Here is a 16065-nt window from a genome sequence, read left to right as displayed (position 1 = left end):
TCTTCCGTCCATCGGCAATGAACTGGGCCTGTCCACTACCTCGCTGCAGTGGATCATCAACGGATACGTCCTCGGGTTCGGCGGTTTGCTGCTGCTCGGTGGACGTACTGCCGACCTCCTCGGACGTAGGAAGGTCTTCCTGATCGCGCTCACCGTGTTCGCGATCGCCTCGCTGGTCGGTGGACTGGTCGACAACGGAACACTGCTGATCGCATCACGATTCGTCAAGGGACTCGCTGCGGCCTTCACTGCGCCGACCGCAATGTCCATCCTCACCACGACGTTCAAGGAGGGCCCTGCCCGTAACCGTGCCTTGTCCGTGTTCTCGGTGTTCGGAGCCAGCGGCTACTCGTCCGGCTTGATCCTCGGCGGGCTGTTGACCAGTGCCGGTTGGCGATTCACGTTCCTGATGCCGGTTCCGTTTGCCGTCATCGCACTGATCGGTGGGTACTTCCTCATTCCGCGGGACCGTCCCGCGGACGCCGGCGGGCACGACCTCGTCGGGGCCGTCACCCTGGTGACGGGAATGCTGCTCACGGTGTACACGATGGTCTCCGCTCCGACCCGCGGGTGGGCTCACCCGATGACGTTGGGATCGTTCGCCGTGGCCGCCGTGCTGCTCGCGACGTTCTTCTTCGTGGAGAAGAAGGTGGCACATCCGCTGGTGCGCCTCGGACTTCTGCGCGTCGGCACCATCGTCCGTGCGAATCTGGCCATCATCGCGCTCTTCGGTTCCTACCTGAGCTTCCAGTTCATGATGACGATCTTCCTTCAGTCCGCTCTCGGTGGGCCGCCGTTGAAGATGGCAATGGCGCTGCTCCCTGCAGGCATCATCGTCGCCTTCGGATCACCGTTCGTCGGACGGTTGGTGGACCTGTACGGCAGTGCCAAGCTCATCATCGCGGCACTGACGTCGCTGAGCGTCGGGTACCTCTGGTTCCTCTTCGCCGGCAGCGATTCACCGTCGTACGTCGTGGCGATTCTGCCGAGCGTCATCCTGCTCGGACTCGGATTCGCGTTGGGATACACCTCGATCATGGCTCAGGCCACCTCGGGCGTCGACGACTCCGAGCAGGGCTTGGCGTCCGGTCTGGTGAACACGTCAGCTCAGGTCGGTGCGGCGCTCGTGCTCGCTCTGACTACTGCCCTCGTGACCGCCGGATCGCACACCGCGTCCGGCGCCGGTACCGCCGGGTTCGAGCAGTTCCATCCCGGACTGATCCTGGTCACCGGGGTCGCGCTGGTGGGCTTGGCGATCACCGTCTCGCCGCTCGTACGTGGGAGCTCGCTGCGCGGAAGATCCGTGCGTGAAAGGCGCGCTGAGGAAGAAAAGGAGTTGGCCGAGGTCAACTGAACACTTGCTTCATCCGCGAATGCGCTCGGCCGCGTAGGAGAGACTCCTGCGCGGCCGAGCTGCTGTGTCTGAACTATCGTGTGGCAGATTTCAGGGCAGCATCTTTCAGAGCTACGTCGAAGCTCGTCGACGTAGCTTGCGAACCGAGGATCAAGGCTAGACGCACCAACAAGCCTTCGCGGTCGGACGGATCAGCCTGGTCGAGTGCGTTCGACAGTGCCAGCCAGACGTGTTCGCGGTGGCCTTCGTCGTCAATCACAGTGGGCGTGACCGACAGTGCTGAGTCGAAGTGCGTTGGCGCGGTGCCGGCAGTGAGGTGTTTGGCTACGTCGCTCAATTGCGCGGGATCGCTGATGCGGCACAGCACCAAGCCGTCGGGCCGAATCACGAAGATCTCGCCGACACGAGCGCCGAGGGCAGATGCGAGGTCACCCTCGACATCGGGAATCGTGGAGTCGGTAGTTCCCGCGGTGATCACCCGTACGGTTTCCGGTGCAAGGGCCTGAGCGAGAATCTCGGCTTGCGTGTCGAGTTCGGATACCAGCTCAGCTGACAGTCCGAAAGCCAGCAGGCCGAATCCAGTACCGCGCAGACTGTTCAAGGAGGTAAATGAACCGTCCGCCGAGACCTGGATGACCCTGTCTTCCAGCGGATCCCCGGGCAATGCGCCCTCGCTGCCCGCAGCTGTGGGCCACGTCAGCGGCGAGAGACGGGCGTGCGTTGCACTCGACTGGCGCGGGTTGATGAGGTGCGCGAATTCGCTTCGCTTGGTGGCGAGTTCGAGTACGGCGTCGCGGGTGGTCCGGTATCCATGACTGCCGGGCGACATGATGAGCGTCGACTTGCCTGCATTGTCGACGTTCTGCTGCCACGCGCTACGACGTTCCTTCGAATACGCGTCGAGGATGGCGGTATCGGCAGCCCCACTGATAACGGTCGCCAGTTGCCACACCAGGGTCTCGGCATCCTCCATGCCAGAGTTGAGGCCGCGAACACCGAAGATCGGAACGAGATGCGCGGCGTCGCCGGCAAATAGCACACGGCCGTGAGTGAAATCTTCCAGGGCGAGTGCGTGGGCGCGGTAGAAGCCGAACCATTCCAGGGTCCAGGGGATGTCGCTCTGGAGCCACTCGAGGTGACGCGTGATGCGGTCACGGATGCGATCTTCTTGCGTCTCCGCTTCCGGATCGTCCGACGCATCGAGCTGGTAGTCGATGCGCCAGATGTCCCGTGGTTGGCGGTGCATGATGATCGTGGACCCCGGGTTACTGGGTGCGTCGAACCACACCAGACGCTCGGCCGGGAGTTCCGATTCCCAATGAATGTCGGCAATGACGTAGTTGCCCTCGTAGCTGTTGCCCTGCAAGCGGATTCCGCTGAGTTCGCGCATCTTGCTTCGTCCACCGTCGGCAGCCACTATCCATGCCGCGCGTAGTTCGCGGGTTCCGAACGCGGTGTCGACGGTCAGTGTCACCTCGTCATCACCGCCGGAGATGCCGGCGATCGACGACGACCAGTGGAAATTCACCATGGGATGCGCGAGCAACTTGTCCGTCATGATCTGCTCGAACTCGGATTGCGACACGTTGACCATGGGGCCACGCGCGTCGTGCTCGGCGGATGCCATCCGGAAGTGCAGTACTTCCTGATCACGGTAGTAGCTCCGACCACCCACCCACGGCAGAACGGTGCCTTCGAGTTCGGCACCGAAGCCCAGGCGTTCGGCAACTTCGAGGCTGTGCCGAGACACGCAGATCGCGCGACTGCCGAACGAGACCTGATCGGCCGCTTCGAGAATCGTGACGGGAATGCCGCGCTGCGCCAAGCCCATGGCTACGCCCATGCCGACGGGGCCGGCTCCGACGATCACGACGGGAAGTGCGTCGGCCGAAGGTTCCATGGACGAGAAGTCCTCGGGCGCGTACTTCTTCGGATGAAAGTAAGTCGACATAGTCACGAGGCTTTCTGTGCGGCAGTAGGTTCCGGGAGCAGGAAGATGGACACCAGGCTGATCACGGCAATGATCACGAAGTAGGCGGTGATGGCGAACGAGGTGTCGAAGGCGGCGTAGAGCGCAGTGGCGATCATCGGGGCCAGCCCGCCGCCGAGGATTGCGCCGATCTGGTATCCGAGTGACGCTCCGCTGTAGCGGATGTGTGCGGGGAACAATTCCGCGAACAGGGCCGCTTGTGGACCGGCGCAGCAGCCGAGAGTGAAGCCGAGGGCGATCATCGATACGAGCATCACCGGAACGATCGCTGTGTCGATCAACGGAAAGAACACCGCTGCCGCCACCACGAGGGCGATCGAACTGCGGATGTAGACGGTCCGGCGTCCGAGAGTGTCCGACTTGTGGGCGCTGAAAGCCATTCCAGCCATCCAGAACGGGCATGATGAGATGAGGAGAAACAGCATGGTGGTTTTGCTGAAGCCGAGTTCCGTCTCGCCGTACTTGAGGACGTAAACCATGTACGCGTAAGCGATTCCGTTGGTGGCGATGAAGGTTCCACCGGCGAGGAGCACAGTCTTCCAGTGTTTGGTCAGAACCTCGAGGATCGGCATTGACTCCGCCGGCGCTTCGGACTTCGATGCGGTGAACTCGTCACTTTCCTCGAGGCCGAGACGGATCCACATCGCAACGCCCACAAGAACTGCGCTGAGCAGGAACGGGATTCGCCATCCCCAGGAGTTGAATGCATCGTCGTCCATGAAGGCGGCGAGGGGGAGATAGACGAGATTGGCCACCAGTACGCCTGCGGGAACACCGATTTGTGGTGCGCTGCCGTACAGCCCCTTCCTGCCCTCCGGTGCGTTTTCGGTGGCGACCAGAACTGCGCCGCCCCACTCGCCGCCGACACCGAGTCCCTGAACGAATCGCAAGGTCACCAGGAGTATGGGGGCAAAGACGCCGATTGCGGCGTAGTTGGGTAGCAGGCCGATGGCAACGGTGGCGCAGCCCATCAGCATCAACGAGGTGACCAACATGGATTTGCGTCCGATGCGGTCGCCGAAGTGGCCCATCACGATTCCGCCGATGGGACGCGCGACGAATCCGACGGCGAGGGTGGCGAAGGCGGCCAGGGTGCCGGCCAGATCGGACGTGCCGGGGAAGAACTGCTTGCCGAGCACGAGCGCGGCGGCGGTGCCGTAGATGAAGAAGTCGTACCACTCGATGGCGGTGCCGACAAAGCTGCCGAGGGCGGCCTTACGCGCCTTGACCGTCGCGGCGGCGCGCGTTGCGGTCGGTGAGGCGATGGAGGTCATGAAGTGCCTTTCGAGATGAATGTGGCTTGAAGAAACAATGACGTGCGCCACAACAATTGAAAAGCGAAAGAATTGGAGGTTCTTGCACGGAAAATACGTGGAACCAGCTCCGCTGCCTGGTAGTGGGACTATTGGGCAGGTTCTGAGGGTGAAACGAATTCTATGAAAGCGCGTGCGACGTGGCTGAGGCGAGTGTTCTGGTGCCAAGCGAGAACTACGTGCACCGACGGCACGGCGGGGGAAGCGATGGTCTTGACGACCACCTCGAGCCCCTCGTACGTGACGTCGATCTTGGGCCGCTGGAGTAGCAGCGTCCAGCCGAGGCCACGGCCGACAAATGCCCTCGCCGTTTCGAAGTTCGCAGTTCTGTAGGCAACCTTCGGGGCGAATCCGCCTGCGCGACAGACGTCGAGCGCGTGTTTGGTGCTCGGCGGCGCGTCGAGGAGAACCATCGGGTGTTCCGCGAGGTCCGGAAGATGGATCGGTCGCTCGGACCGCGCGAGTGGGTGTTCTGCACCCAGGACGATCAAGGGTTCGCGGATGGCCAACGGAACTGTGCGCAATTGTGGAGACAGGTCCAGGTCGTAAGCGATCGCGAGGTCCAACTCGCCGTTCTCGAGATGTGTCTGGAGCCGATTCTGAGTGTCCTCGCGGAACTCCACCTGCGCGTCAGGATTCTCACGGGTGAACCCGGCGATCATCGACGGCAACACCGTCGGCCCCAGAGCGGGATAACAGCCGATCGCGATGGGCCCCGACACGCTTCCGCCGGTTCCGAGCGCATCGGATTCGAGTTCCCCGGCCTGCTGAAGTAGCGCCCGGGCGCGCACCAGAACGGATTCGCCGGTGCGGGTCAGTTGAATGCCGAATGAGCGACGGCGAACGCACAGTTGAACTTTGAGCGCGCGTTCGAGTTCGGTGAGCGCCGCGGACAGGGCGGAAGGAGAGAGGTGCAGGCGCTCGGCCGCGGCACTGATCGTTCCGGTCTCGGCTACCGCGACAAACGCGGCCAGCTGACGCATCGTGTACGTGGGAGCAGGATCGATGCGAGGCATGAGATCGACAGTAGTCGGGTAGATTGCCCTGAATATTTTGGTGTGGCACCGTGAAGAGGTCGACGATCAATCGCTGACCTGCGTCTTCGTGGTGCCCCCGGCAGGATTCGAACCTGCGACCTTTCGCTCCGGAGGCGAACGCTCTATCCCCTGAGCTACGGGGGCGCACCGAACTTTCGGTGTGCCGATTGGGCTGCGTTAGCGTAGCGCATCACGGGGGGACAAGACCAAACCGGCACCCGTCTCGGCATGGCGTCCTCGCGTGAGGTAGTCGAGGATGCGGCCGGGGACCATGGTCGTCGAATCATCTGTACCGACTGACTCGGATGCTTTTTACGCCTAGGCTCGGCTCTGAGCACAGGCTCGGGCGGACTGCTCGGGCACCCTCGTGAGGTACGGGAGTCGTTGATGACCGATCACCACTATTCCGAAGACCAGCTCGCGCTCGACCTGAAGTGGTGGGCAGCGGCCAACTACCTGACCGTCGCGCAGATCTATCTGAAGGACAACACGCTTCTGCGGGAACCGTTGCGTGCCGAGCACATCAAGCCCCGACTGCTCGGGCACTGGGGGACCAGCCCCGGCTTGTCGATGATCTACACGCTCCTCAATCGGCACATCGTCGCCACCGGCGCAGACTGGCTTTACGTGACCGGTCCCGGGCACGGTGGTCCGGCGCTGGTCGCGTCGACGTATCTCGAGGGAACGTACTCGGAGATCTATCCGGAAGTCTCGGACGACGCCGAGGGCATCCACCGGATGTGTCGGCGATTCTCCGCTCCCGGCGGAGTGCCCAGCCATGTGAGTGTGCAGACACCCGGAAGCATCCACGAAGGCGGCGAGCTCGGCTACGCCCTTGCCCATGCGGCCGGCGCTGCCTTCGATCATCCGAACCTCGTGGTGGCCTGTGTGATCGGCGACGGCGAAGCGGAGACCGGGCCGTTGTCCGGTTCGTGGAAGCTCCCGGCGTTCCTGAATCCACGACGCGACGGCGCGGTGCTGCCGATCCTGCACGTGAACGGTGCCAAGATCGCCGGGCCGACGGTCTACGGACGCAGCAGCGACGAAGACATCCAGGCCTATCTTGGTGGACAGGGGTGGGCGCCGATCGTCGTCTCCGGTGACGACCCCGACGCGGTGTTTCCTCAGCTGTATCAAGCGATCTCGCAGGCGCACGAGAAGATCCGCGAGATGCAGGGTGCCGCACGCCGCGGAGAGGAGTGGACGGGTTCGTGGCCGGCAATCGTGTTGCGGACGCCGAAAGGATGGACCGGTCCACACACCGTCGACGGAATCTTGGTCGAGGGCACACATCGTGCGCACCAGGTGCCGTTGTCCGGCGTGCGAAGCAACGAATCACATCTGCGGCAACTCGAAGAGTGGATGCGGTCGTACCGTCCGGACGAGTTGTTCGACGCCAACGGATCACTCGTCGCGGAACTGGCGGCGCTGTCGCCGACGGGGGACAAGCGCATGGGGAGCACTCCCTACGCGAACGGTGGACGACTTCGCGTCGATCTCCCGATGCCGCCGCTCGAAAAGTATGCGCTTCCCATCCAATCCCCGGGTTCGACCTTCCACGAGACGACGCGAGTTCTCGGCGAGCTTCTGCGCGACATCTACGCCGCCACGGAAACCGAGGACAGCGGCGGGATCTTCCGACTCTTCTGTCCGGACGAGACGTCGAGCAATCGCCTCGGCGCCGTATTCGAGACAACCGATCGCTGCTGGCAACTGCCGATCACCGACTACGACGACGGGCTGTCCGCGGACGGTCGTGTCATGGAGGTCCTCAGCGAGCACCTCTGCGAGGGATGGCTCGAGGGCTATCTGCTGTCGGGCCGACACGGGATGTTCGCGAGCTACGAAGCATTTGCGATGGTGAGCGTGTCGATGCTCATCCAGCACGCCAAGTGGCTCCAACATGCCGTCGACCTGCCGTGGCGGGCGTCTGTTGCTTCGCTCAACGTGCTGTTGACCAGTACGTGCTGGCGCAACGACCACAACGGATTCAGTCATCAGGGCCCCGGCATGATCGACGCCGTTATTCCCTTGGCACCCAGTGTGATCCGCGTGTGGCTGCCGCCGGATTCCAACACGTTGCTCTCGATCTCGGATCACTGCCTGCGTAGTACCGACCACGTCAACCTGATAGTCGTGGACAAGCAACCGCACCTGCAGTACCTCACGCTCGAGCAAGCGCACGAGCACTGCGCGGCGGGCGCTTCGGTCTGGGAATGGGCCGGAACCGAGGCTCGCGGACAGGAACCGGACGTGGTCCTGGCCGCCGCGGGAGATGTGCCGACGCAGGAGATCCTGGCTGCTGCACAGTTGCTGCGCGATCACACACCCGAACTGATCACCCGCGTCGTCAACGTCGTCGATCTGATGGCCTTGCTGACGCCAACCGAGCATCCCCACGGATTCGGGGAGCGGGTCTTCCTCGATCTGTTCTCCGCGCAGACCGACGTCGTGTTCGCATTCCACGGATACTCGCGTGCCGTGCACGAACTGATTCACGGGCGTCCGAGTCCCGAGCGCTTCCACGTTCGCGGATTCAGTGAACAGGGAACAACCACAACACCGTTCGACATGGTCGTCCTCAACAAGATGAGCCGCTACCACCTGGTGATCGAGGCGCTACGACGCTCCAAGCGTCGGCCGGCCGGGGCGTCCGAGTTGGCGGAGTTCTGCCGCACACAACTCGAAAAGCACTCGCGTTACATCGTCGAGCACCTCGAAGACATGCCGGAAGTAGAAAACTGGACCTGGTCCTGAAATTCAGGACCAGGCCCAGTTGGGTCTGAACAATTTCGGCTCAGTTCAGTGCAGTGCAGTGCAGCTCAGTTCATGGGCAGTGGCACTGCGCCGCGAGCTGCCAACATGTCGGTCATCAGCTTGGACTCGCTCTGCTGCGTGTTGACCATCGTCTGCGCCAGGCTGCGCACCGGCCCCTCGGTGGCGTCGGCTGCTGCGTACTCCATCATCGGAAGCCCACCTTCGTGGTGACGAAGCATCAGCTGCAGGAACAAAGTGTCGAGTTGCAGACCTTCCGCTGCGCGGAGAGCCGCAAGGTCCTCGGGGGACGCCATGCCGGGCATCGTGTCGACCGGCCCGGAATGACTCATGTCCATCGTGGCCGAAGTCCCGTGCGATCCATGGCCGGAGCCCGAATCCGACGACATCCACTCCATGTACGGGCCCACCTTGGACAGCGGCTGATCCCACATGGTCAGCCACGCCTGCATCTGACCGAGCTGGTTCTGCTGCGTGGTCAAGATGTCGAACGCCAGCGTGCGTACGTCGTTGTCCGTGGACTTCGTCAGGGCGATGGACGCCATGTCGACGGCCTGGCTGTGATGCACGCTCATGTCCTGCGCGAAGCCCACGTCCACCGAATCCGAAGCCGGAACGGTCAGTGACGACTTCGCATCGGGTCCGAGGAGGTTGGTCAGTGCGCCGAGCGCAAAACCGACGGCGATCGCGCCGATCAGACCGATGATCAGCAGTGCGGTGCGCTGACTCGGCTTCGAAGACTGATCGGTGTTCGTCGAACTATCCACCGGCGGGAATCTGTTCGTCGGTGGCCGGGGTAGCGCCCGTGCCGTCCATCTGGATGGCGTCGGCGCCCGGAGGTGTCGGATCGAACGGCGACGTCGACGGAGTGAACAGCGGGTTGGTGCAGCTCGCGCCGACCTCGGGGTAGACGTTCGGGTTCTGGTTCAGCGCAGTGATGAACTGATCGATGCGATCGTCGTCGGCCTTGTCGATCTCGAGGCGATGGCCCCACGACTGCAGAGAAATGGGGCTGCTCTGACCGGGGTACGGCGACATCAGCATGTAGGACTTGCCGTTCACGCGTCCGGCGAGACTGTCGATCTGGTCCTGGTCGACGAGATCGGGGTTGTACGTGATCCAGATGGCGCCGTGCTCGAGCGAGTGGACGGCGTTCTCGGTGCGAATCGGGTCGGCGTACACGGTTCCGGTGCAGTTAGCCCAGGTGGCGTCGTGCGGGCCACCGAACGGCGGGGTCTGGTCGTACGCCACGCGCTGAGTGGAATCGACGTGCTGGCCGGCCGGGTACTCGATCTTGAGGACGCCGTCGATCTTGTCGGACGGATCCTTGTTCTCGGAGCTGTACTTGTACGGCTCGAGGGCCTGCCGCTCCTCGACCTTGGGCCACAGATTGATACCGAGCACGGCGATGAGTGCGAGCACAGCCACACCGGCGCCGATCGACAGCCAGGGGATCTGGCGGGGAGCGGGGACGCCGCCCTTGCCCTTCTTGGCCGGCCGACTGTTCTTGTTGGCGGCCTTGATGGCCTTGGCTGATTTGGCCCCGGAGTTCTTGTTGGGACCGCGACTATCGGAACCGCTTGGCATCGATTGGGCTCTTTCGGTGTGTGGGCTTGAGGTGTGGCGCGCCCGCGCATGAAGGTACGCGGTGGTAGCTCGGGCATTACCACTGTACTTTCCGAGTCTGAGGGCAAACTTTGAGAGTGGCGTGCGACACGCCACAGCGGCCCCGCGCACGTTCACGGAGAGCGAGGCGTGAGGCGAGTCTCCACTTCCGGTGTGCAGGCAATAGGATGAATACCTGTGACTCCAGCTGACCTTGCCGAACTGCTCCGCGGAACCGCAGCGAGCGTCCTTGCCGATCGTGGCCTCGACGTATCCGTGCTACCCGAAACCCTCACCGTCGAGCGACCACGCAACCCCGAGCACGGCGATTACGCCACCAACATTGCCATGCAGGTAGCCAAGAAGGTCGGCACGAATCCCCGCGAGCTGGCGGGCTGGATCGCCGAAGCCCTCACCGCTGCCGACGGAATCGAATCCGCCGAGATCGCCGGGCCCGGCTTCCTCAACATTCGGTTGGACAAGGACGCCCAGGGCGCGATCGTCGTGTCGGTTCTCGAAGCCGGTGCGTCGTACGGCTCGGGTGACTCCCTCGCCGGCAAGAAGATCAACCTCGAATTCGTCTCCGCCAACCCCACCGGACCGATTCACCTCGGTGGAACCCGTTGGGCCGCAGTCGGAGACGCGCTCGGACGCATTCTGTCCGCGCAGGGTGGTTTGGTAACACGTGAGTACTACTTCAACGATCACGGTGCCCAGATCGACCGCTTCTCGCGTTCGCTGATCGCTGCAGCGAAGGGTGAACCTGCTCCCGAAGACGGTTACGCCGGCGCGTACATCGCCGACATCGCCGCCTCGGTTCTGAAGCAGCGTCCCGACGTCATGGATCTGCCTGCCGACGAGCAGCAGGAAACCTTCCGCGCCATCGGCGTCGAATTGATGTTCACGCACATCAAGCAGACCCTGCACGACTTCGGCGTCGACTTCGACGTCTACTTCCACGAGAACTCGCTCTTCGAATCCGGTGCGGTCGAGAAGGCCGTCGAATCCCTCAAGGGTTCGGGCAACCTCTTCCACGAAGACGGTGCGTGGTGGCTCAAGAGCACCGACTACGGCGACGACAAGGACCGCGTCGTCATCAAGAGCGATGGCAACGCCGCCTACATCGCCGGTGACATCGCCTACTTCCAGAACAAGCGCGCCCGTGGGTTCGACCTCTGTATCTACATGCTCGGCGCCGACCATCACGGTTACATCGGCCGTCTCAAGGCTGCCGCTGCCGCATTCGGCGACGATCCGGACACCGTCGAGGTGCTGATCGGCCAGATGGTCAACCTCGTCAAGGACGGCACTGCCGTCAAGATGAGCAAGCGTGCAGGCACCGTCATCACCCTCGACGACCTGGTCGAGGCAATCGGCGTCGACGCCTCGCGTTACGTCATGATCCGCTCGTCGGTCGACTCGAGCATCGACATCGACCTCGACCTGTGGACCAAGACCAGCAGCGAGAACCCCGTCTACTACGTGCAGTACGCGCACGCACGCCTCTCGGCGATCGCTCGCAACGCCGCAGACCTCGGTCTGTCCGCCGACGCGAGCAACCTCGCCCTGCTCACCGTCGAGCAGGAGGGTGACCTCATCCGCACGATCGGCGAGTACCCACGCGTCGTGTCGAGCGCTGCGAATCTGCGTGAGCCGCACCGTATTGCCCGCTACCTCGAAGAACTCGCGGGTGCGTACCACCGCTTCTACGGCGCGTGCCGCATCCTTCCGCAAGGCGACGAAGACGCCACCGACGTGCACCGCGCGCGTCTGGCTCTCTGCGCCGCCACCCGACAGGTCCTGGCCAACGGTCTCGAACTGCTCGGCGTCACCGCACCGGAGCAAATGTGAACGCGCACCCCGCCGGCCCCAAGCACGCCGAGCAGTTGCAGGCCCCCGGCTTGCCCGACCGTCCGACCAGCCCCGAAGCCTTCGGCGAACTCTCACCGCAGGTGTGGCCGCGCAACGCTTCTCGTGGCGACGACGGTGAAGTGACCCTCGCGGGTGTCAAGGTCGGTGAACTTGCCGAGAAGTACGGCACTCCGTTGTTCGTCATCGACGAGGACGACTTCCGCTCGCGCTGCCGTGACATGGCCCGCGCCTTCGGCCCGGATGCCAAGGTGCACTACGCATCCAAGGCATTCCTCTGTGGCGAGATCGCACGCTGGGTCGCCGACGAAGGCCTCTCGCTCGACGTCTGCTCCGGCGGCGAACTGGCGATCGCGTTGCACGCGGACTTCCCGGCCGAGCGAATTGCCATGCACGGCAACAACAAGTCAGTCGCCGAACTGGCCGCTGGTGTCGCCGCGGGCGTCGGACACGTCGTGCTCGACTCGTCGATCGAGATCGACCGACTCGATCGTGTCGCCGGTGAGGCCGGTGTCGTTCAGGACGTGTTGATCCGACTGACCGTCGGCGTCGAAGCGCATACCCATGAATTCATCTCCACCGCACACGAGGACCAGAAGTTCGGTTTCTCGCTGGCCGGGGGAGCGGCGATCGACGCGGTCCGTCGCGTCTTCGCTGCCGACAACTTGCGCCTGGTCGGCCTGCACAGCCACATCGGTTCGCAGATCTTCGAGGTCGACGGTTTCGAGGTGGCAGCGCACCGCGTGATCGGTTTGCTCCGCGACGTCGTCACCGAGTTCGGCGTCGAGAAGACCAAGCAGATTTCGATCATCGACCTCGGCGGCGGAATGGGGATCTCGTACATCCCCTCCGACGACCCGCCGCCCGTCGACGAACTGGCAGCAAAGCTCGGCCACATCGTGCGCAACGAGTCCGCACTGGCCGGATTGCCGGAGCCGACGCTTGCCGTCGAACCCGGCCGCGCCATCGCCGGACCTGGCACGGTGACGCTCTACGAGGTCGGCACCATCAAGGACGTCACGGTGGGTAGCTCGCTGACACGCCGCTACATCAGCGTCGACGGCGGGATGAGCGACAACATCCGCACGTCCCTCTACGGTGCGGAGTACGAAGCCAAGTTGGTTTCGCGAACTTCCGAGGCTGATCCCGTCGTTGCACGTATCGTCGGTAAGCACTGCGAGTCCGGTGACGTGGTCATTCGGGACACCTGGATGCCCGAGGACGTCGGGCCCGGTGATTTACTAGCGGTAGCAGCGACCGGTGCATACTGCTATTCGATGTCGAGCAGGTACAACCTGCTCACCCGCCCAGCCGTGGTGGCGGTGCGTGACGGAGTCTCACGCGTGATTCTGCGGAGGGAAACAGTGGAAGATCTGCTCAGCTTGGAGGTATCGCAGTGACGAGCGAATCGGCGCATCGCGCTATCGGTGTGGCCGTTCTCGGCCTCGGCAACGTCGGGAGCGAGGTCGTCCGGATCATTCGTGAGCAGGCCGAGGAACTCGAAGCTCGCGTCGGCGCCCCGTTGGAACTGCGGGGGGTTGCCGTCCGCCGTATCGGCTCGGACCGCGGAATTCCCGAGGAACTGCAGACGACGGACGCCGAGTCCCTGGTCGGTCGTGACGACGTCGACATCGTGGTCGAGGTGATCGGCGGAATCGAGCTCCCTCGCAAGCTGATTCTCTCTTCGCTCAACTCCGGCAAGTCGGTCGTGACCGCCAACAAGGCGCTGCTCGCGGACCACACCGGTGAATTGGCGGAGGCTGCAGAGGCCAACTCTGTCGACCTGTACTTCGAGGCCGCTGTTGCCGGCGCGATCCCCGTGATCCGCCCGCTCACACAGTCGTTGGCCGGAGACCGTGTCAACAAGGTCGCCGGAATCGTGAACGGCACCACCAATTTCATCCTTTCGGCGATGGACGAGACCGGCGCCGACTACGAAGAGACCTTGGCCGAAGCCGGACGCCTCGGATACGCGGAAGCCGACCCGACCGCGGACGTCGAAGGCTACGACGCCGCGGCGAAGGCAGCGATCCTCGCGTCGATCGCGTTCCACACCCGCGTCACTGCCGCGGACGTGTACCGCGAAGGAATCTCCACGATCACCTCCGCCGACCTGGCTTCGGCGAAGGCACTCGACTGCACGATCAAGTTGCTCTCGATCTGCGAGCGCATCGTCACGCCCAAGGGCAAGGAGCGGATTTCCGCTCGCGTGTACCCGGCGCTGGTTCCGCTCAGCCATCCGCTGGCCTCGGTCAACGGCGCGTTCAACGCCGTTGTCGTGGAAGCAGAGAACGCCGGCCGGCTCATGTTCTACGGCCAGGGTGCAGGCGGCGCCCCCACCGCTTCCGCGGTGATGGGTGACCTGGTGATGGCTGCGCGCAACAAGGTTCACGGCGGACGCGGCCCCCGCGAGTCCAAGTACGCCAAGCTCAAGGTCGCCCCGATGGGCGACATCCTCACGCGCTACTACGTGAACATGGAGGTCGCGGACAAGGAAGGTGTGCTGTCCGCAGTCGCCGCCGAGTTCGCCAAGCACGGCGTGAGCATCTCCGTCGTCCGCCAGGAGGGCGCCGGCGCCGGCGCGCGTCTGGTGGTCGTCACTCATGTAGCAACCGACGCGGCTCTCTCCGAGACCGTGGCGGCCCTCAACGAACTCGAATTCGTCACCGCTGTGACCAGCGTGCTGCGACTGGAAGGCACTGAACAATGACCGGCATCGTCAACCCCGTCCACAAGGCATGGCCGGGTCTCATCGAGGCATACCGGGACCGTCTCGCGATCGGTGACAACTGGAAGACCGTCACCCTGCGCGAAGGCGGCACCCCGCTCCTGCCGGCCGGCCACCTCTCCGAGATCACCGGCTGCGACGTCTACCTCAAGGTCGAGGGCCTCAACCCCACCGGTTCCTTCAAGGACCGCGGCATGACGATGGCCGTCACCGACGCCTTGGCCCGTGGCCAGCGCGCAGTTCTGTGCGCCTCCACCGGCAACACCTCCGCCTCGGCCGCTGCGTATGCAGCCAAGGCCGGCATGACCTGCGCCGTGCTCATCCCGCAGGGCAAGATCGCCATGGGCAAGCTTGCGCAGGCAGTCATGCACGGCGCCAAGATCATTCAGGTCCAGGGCAACTTCGACGACTGCCTCGAGCTGGCACGCAAGACCACGGCCGAATTCCCCACCATCGGTCTCGTCAACTCGGTCAACCCGGTGCGGATCGAAGGCCAGAAGACCGCGGCATTCGAGATCATGGACGTCCTCGGCAAGGCTCCCGACGTGCACGCACTCCCGGTCGGAAACGCCGGTAACATCACCGCGTACTGGCGCGGATACTCCGAGTACTACGCGGACGGTCTGACCACGGTCAAGCCCCGCATGCTCGGCGTCCAGGCAGCCGGAGCGGCTCCGCTGGTCAACGGTGCACCCGTCAAGGATCCCGAAACCATCGCCACCGCAATCCGAATCGGTTCTCCCGCTTCCTGGAACGGCGCTGTCGCCGCGAAGGAAGAGTCGAACGGTGCATTCCGTGCCGCCACCGACGAGAAGATCCTCGAGGCTTACCGTCTGATCGCCGCCACCGAGGGCGTCTTCGTCGAACCGGCGTCGGCAGCCAGCGTCGCCGGCCTGCTCGCCGCACGTGCAGAGGGCTGGCTCGAGCCGGGCCTGACCGTCGTGTGCACGGTGACCGGTAACGGTCTCAAGGATCCTGACACGGCTTTGAAGGGTATGCCGAACGTCGAGCCGATCGGTGTCGATCCCGTTGCCGTCGCGGCTGCCCTCGAGCTTGCATAGTGTCCGTGGATTCATCGACCACTCCGCGGAATCCGGTGTCTGACATGACTATAACCCTGCCTATCGGCCTTTCGGTGACTGCTCGCGTCCCGGCCTCGAGTGCAAACTTGGGGCCGGGGTTCGACACCCTCGGTCTGGCGTTGGGGTTGTACGACGAAATCGTGGTCACCACAACGGATTCAGGCCTTCAGATCCGCGTCGAAGGTGAAGGCGCTGCCGACGTGCCCTGGGGTCCTTCGCATCTCGTGGTCCGCGCCATCGAGCGTGGTCTCGAGGCGGCCGGAGTGTGGGCCAGTGGCCTGGACGTGTTGTGCCGCAACGCGATTCCACATT

At 63.8% G+C, this 16065-nt stretch carries 11 protein-coding genes, 1 tRNA gene and 1 pseudogene; 7 read left to right on the top strand and 6 right to left on the bottom strand.

What is annotated here, in order from left to right:
- A partial coding sequence (locus A2J01_RS15190) for an MFS transporter (protein WP_064113023.1) occupies nucleotides 1-1354 on the top strand: 1354 nt, incomplete at its 5' end.
- Between the two features lie 73 nt (nucleotides 1355-1427).
- Here A2J01_RS15190 and A2J01_RS15185 read toward each other — a convergent pair.
- The 4 genes from A2J01_RS15185 to A2J01_RS15170 form a co-directional block, all read right to left on the bottom strand.
- Complete coding sequence (locus tag A2J01_RS15185; protein ID WP_064113022.1) at nucleotides 1428-3305, bottom strand: FAD-dependent monooxygenase; 1878 nt, start codon at nucleotides 3303-3305, stop codon at nucleotides 1428-1430.
- Between the two features lie 2 nt (nucleotides 3306-3307).
- Nucleotides 3308-4618, bottom strand: coding sequence for an MFS transporter (locus A2J01_RS15180; protein ID WP_064113021.1), 1311 nt, complete (start codon nucleotides 4616-4618; stop codon nucleotides 3308-3310).
- 128 nt (nucleotides 4619-4746) lie between these two features.
- A complete protein-coding gene (locus tag A2J01_RS15175) occupies nucleotides 4747-5673 on the bottom strand; it encodes a LysR substrate-binding domain-containing protein (RefSeq protein ID WP_064113020.1) in 927 nt (308 codons plus the stop codon).
- 89 nt (nucleotides 5674-5762) lie between these two features.
- Nucleotides 5763-5838, bottom strand: a tRNA-Arg gene (locus tag A2J01_RS15170).
- Nucleotides 5839-6081: 243 nt separating this feature from the next.
- On the opposite strand from A2J01_RS15170, the gene A2J01_RS15165 reads away from it, so the two are divergent.
- A complete protein-coding gene (locus A2J01_RS15165) occupies nucleotides 6082-8451 on the top strand; it encodes a phosphoketolase family protein (protein WP_003941371.1) in 2370 nt (789 codons plus the stop codon).
- Between the two features lie 65 nt (nucleotides 8452-8516).
- On the opposite strand, the gene A2J01_RS15160 is transcribed toward A2J01_RS15165, so the two are convergent.
- Nucleotides 8517-9236 (bottom strand): DUF305 domain-containing protein, encoded by a 720-nt coding sequence (locus A2J01_RS15160; RefSeq protein ID WP_030537330.1) that lies wholly within the window; start codon nucleotides 9234-9236, stop codon nucleotides 8517-8519.
- The gene (locus A2J01_RS15155) at nucleotides 9229-10056 is read right to left on the bottom strand and encodes a DUF3105 domain-containing protein (RefSeq protein WP_003941378.1); all 828 of its coding nucleotides are present in this window, start codon (nucleotides 10054-10056) and stop codon (nucleotides 9229-9231) included. The genes A2J01_RS15160 and A2J01_RS15155 overlap by 8 nt, the downstream gene beginning before the upstream one ends.
- 216 nt (nucleotides 10057-10272) lie before the next feature.
- On the opposite strand from A2J01_RS15155, the gene argS reads away from it, so the two are divergent.
- The 5 genes and pseudogenes from argS to A2J01_RS15130 form a co-directional block, all read left to right on the top strand.
- The gene (argS, locus tag A2J01_RS15150; RefSeq protein ID WP_003941360.1) at nucleotides 10273-11925 is read left to right on the top strand and encodes an arginine--tRNA ligase; all 1653 of its coding nucleotides are present in this window, start codon (nucleotides 10273-10275) and stop codon (nucleotides 11923-11925) included.
- Entirely contained in the window at nucleotides 11922-13343 is a 1422-nt protein-coding gene (lysA, locus tag A2J01_RS15145; protein WP_064113019.1) for a diaminopimelate decarboxylase, read from the top strand. The genes argS and lysA overlap by 4 nt, the downstream gene beginning before the upstream one ends.
- Complete coding sequence (locus tag A2J01_RS15140) at nucleotides 13340-14653, top strand: homoserine dehydrogenase (RefSeq protein ID WP_007726192.1); 1314 nt, start codon at nucleotides 13340-13342, stop codon at nucleotides 14651-14653. Before lysA ends, A2J01_RS15140 begins: the two co-directional genes overlap by 4 nt.
- Nucleotides 14650-15732 carry a threonine synthase gene (thrC, locus tag A2J01_RS15135; RefSeq protein ID WP_003941280.1) on the top strand — a complete coding sequence of 361 codons (1083 nt, stop codon included), beginning with the start codon at nucleotides 14650-14652 and terminating at the stop codon, nucleotides 15730-15732. The genes A2J01_RS15140 and thrC overlap by 4 nt, the downstream gene beginning before the upstream one ends.
- Nucleotides 15733-15776: 44 nt before the next feature.
- Nucleotides 15777-16065, top strand: a pseudogene (locus tag A2J01_RS15130) (homoserine kinase); the annotation flags it as partial.

This window comes from Rhodococcus sp. EPR-134 (assembly GCF_001647205.1).
GTDB classification, from domain to species: Bacteria; Actinomycetota; Actinomycetes; order Mycobacteriales; family Mycobacteriaceae; genus Rhodococcus_F; species Rhodococcus_F qingshengii.
Note: the sequence above shows the minus strand (reverse complement) of the source record. Positions and strands in the feature narration are given on the sequence as shown.